The organism is Streptomyces sp. NPDC026377, from assembly GCF_055567715.1.
Window position 1 is genome coordinate 1 of the sequence record NZ_JBVHPV010000044.1, and the last position, 2,978, is coordinate 2,978.

Sequence of the window (2,978 nt, forward strand, 5' to 3'; positions counted from 1 at the left end):
CAGCCAGGTTCCGCACACCCGCCGACGTCACCGCGTTCCTCGCGGACAACATGCCCACAGAGATCAAGTCAGCATGTTGATTCTCTGCAAGCCCTAAGAACTCGGTGGGTGGAAAGTAAGACACGGACGCCTCCCCTGCTGATCCGATGAAGATGCTCAGGCCGGGTGGGCTTGTGCTGCAGGCTGGTGCTTGCGTCGGTCTGCGGCCTGGCGCACGAGGATGGTGTGCAGTTCCCGGGCCGCTGTGGGGATCGGGTGGGCGTGGCGTCGCTGGACCATGACGCGGAGTTCGGTGGAGCCGTCGGCCAGCGGACGACACGCGAGCGTGCCGCTGCGTTCCAAGGGGTCGCCGAGCACGCTGTAGTCGGGCAGCACGGTGGCGCCGAGGCCCTCAGCCACCATCAGCTTGCACATCTCGGCGCCGTCGGCCGAGTAAGAAAAGGATGGCGTTCGGCCGCTCAGAAGCCGGTGGATGTAACGGTGCATGACGTAGCCGGATCGCATCACGATCAACGGCTCGCCCAGTAGATCGGTGACGGTGACTGCTTTGAGCGCAGCCAACGGGCTGTCGGGACGGACGCAGACGACCGGGCGTCCGTGCAACAGTTCGGTGGTGTGCAGGCCAGGGGGCAGATCGTCGTCTCGAAGGTAGCTGACCAGCCCGAGGTCGAACCCGCCTTCGGCCAGATGTCGTTGGATACCGTCCTGCTGGTCCGCGATCACCTCCACCTCAGTCGATGGATGAGCGGCACGGAACTCACGGATGGCCGGTGTCAGCAGTGTGACCGTGGCTGCGTTGACCGTGCCCAGCCGCAACCTACGGCTGATCTGGTGCTGCTCATCGGCTGCCTGGCGCAGCCGGTCGACCGCGTCCAGCACTCCGGCGATGTGCGGTAGTAGTTCGCGCCCTTGGCCGCTGATCTTTGCTCCGGAACGCTTGCGTTCCAAGAGCTCCACGCCCAGTTCCCGCTCCAGGTTGCGGAGCGTCTCGCTCAGTGCCGACTGCGACAAGTGCAGTACCTCGGCAGCGCGGCGCAGGGATCCCAGCCGTGTGACTTCCGCCAGGTATTCCAACTGTTCCACACGCATGACGAGCCACCTCCGACGCTCATCATAAACAGGCCAACTTCGCTCAGGCTGATGGAGGGGGTGGAAGGGTCCCCTTATCGGGATATCGAAAATTCCTAATCGACTCGGGTCGAGTATTTAACTAGAGTCCGTCAGCAGCATAGGCGTGTGGCCGTCGGCGGCAACTTGGCACTGGAATGCCTTGCTGTTGAGTCGCGCCTGAATTGGAAAAAGGAGTGCCGTGCTGCAGAACAAGACTTTCCATCGTCGCTTTGCGGTTGGAGTTGCTGCTCTCGTCGCCTCGGCAATGATTGGCACCGTGATGTCCGGGGCAGCGGTTGCCGCCGACCGTACGCAAGAGAAGGCGACCCGGGCGACAGTATCCGCAATTCCGATGCAGGGCATAAAGGGTGCCGGGCTCCGTCTTTGGGCGCGCGACTCGGGGGTAGATGCAGCCCCATCCCCCGTCGGCTCCAGCCTTGCCGACGTCGGCGATGAGAAGGGGATAGCCGCAGTTCAGCAAGCACTGGACCTCATTGGCTCAATCCCTGAGTCGCTGATTCAGCGCCTCGAGGCCGGCGATGAGGGGGCGGCCCAAGAGGTGGCGGACTTCTTGAACCAGGGGGCAAGTGCTAAACCTGCCACCCGTGGATGGTTCCAGTGCGCGGCCGGGGTGGCAAAGTTCGCTGCTGAGAATGCAATCGGCGTCGCCAAGGTGTACAGGATCGTCAAGAACGGAAAGAAAGTAGCGAAAGCCGTCTGGGATTACCTTAAGCACAAGAAGTACCCTGGCAACCTCGACGATGACATCGCTAACCTTATAGTGAACCCCACGGGGCTTCCTGCGCTCGCGGAAGCATGCCTGTAGTCAGGTGAGAGGATGGGGTCGCCGTGAAAAATGACGAAGACAAGAAGAATGCTGACTCGGACGGCGACCTCGGGGCTGTAGCGTCCGGCGCTATTTATACAGCCATGTTCCTGCTCCCGGCATACATACCTGCAACCTTGATCGGCGAACTCCTCGGCAATCGCGGTGTGCCCGCATCGCCTTGGCTGATGGCGCCGGCCGTGGCGCTAGTAATTGCCGTAATGATGCGGTTCGAGCCGTACCTGCAGGGCCGTTCCTGGTGGCCTCGGGTTGACGACGTATGGGGAGGCTTCTTGATCGGCCTAAGCGTCGTTCTCCCTATCGGCAGCGCCGTGGTGTGGCCGATACCTATTTGGACATGGCTACCGCCAGCGGCCCCTACGATTTTGTCCTTGCTGCCAATCGCCTGCGTCATATGGTGTGTCAAGCGCTGGCACCGGCACCTTTGGAAAACGCAACGTCCGAAATTGGGGCCGTATCGACCTGTCCCGCGGATCAACGGCCAGGGTTCAAAAGACCACTGAGAGCGCGTCTAGAGGCTGTCCGTAATGCCTATAGCTCCGTGCACCGGGCTGAGCCCGCGCAGCTTCGGCAAGTAGGCAATCGCGGATACGGAGTCGGTCCCGCGGGCCCCGGACCATCAGCGCCCGCAGCGACCGTCCGGCCGTGCCGCTGCCCAACAACACCGGCCCTCTGCAGCGCCTGCGTGACGGTGGCCCGGCCAAACCTCTGACGCTGTTGGCGAATCCGGGCCCGTGCGTGACGTCGGTCTTCAAGACCCCGTTGTGGTCTAGGCACTGTTTCTTGGATCATGTTCGGAGCCAGATGATGAGGGCTGCGAGGGTGATGGTGCCGAGGTGTAGGCCCGTTTCTCGTAACGGGTGGCGACGGCGCGGAAGCCCTTCAGACGGTTGATCGCGCGTTCGACGGCGTTGCGTTTCTTGTCCTGCTCGCGGTCGAAGCCGGTGGGACGGCCGCCTCGGGATCCCCGGTTCCTGCGGTGTTTTTGTTGGTCGAGTCGTTCGGGGATGGTGTGCGGGAT

General features: G+C 62.6%; 2 protein-coding genes and 1 pseudogene. 1 reads left to right on the forward strand and 2 read right to left on the reverse strand.

The genetic code is table 11. From position 1 onward, the window contains the following. Positions 1–156: 156 nt before the first annotated feature. Positions 157–1,089 carry a LysR family transcriptional regulator gene (locus ACZ4MU_RS35145; RefSeq protein WP_467883685.1) on the reverse strand — a complete coding sequence of 311 codons (933 nt, stop codon included), beginning with the start codon at positions 1,087–1,089 and terminating at the stop codon, positions 157–159. A 220-nt stretch (positions 1,090–1,309) separates the two neighbouring features. Here ACZ4MU_RS35145 and ACZ4MU_RS35150 point away from each other — a divergent pair, with 220 nt between their 5' ends. Then, positions 1,310–1,936 (forward strand): hypothetical protein, encoded by a 627-nt coding sequence (locus tag ACZ4MU_RS35150; protein WP_467883687.1) that lies wholly within the window; start codon positions 1,310–1,312, stop codon positions 1,934–1,936. Positions 1,937–2,745: 809 nt separating this feature from the next. Here the strand turns inward: ACZ4MU_RS35150 and ACZ4MU_RS35155 are convergent. Then, positions 2,746–2,978 (reverse strand): annotated as a pseudogene (locus ACZ4MU_RS35155) (IS5/IS1182 family transposase); the annotation flags it as partial.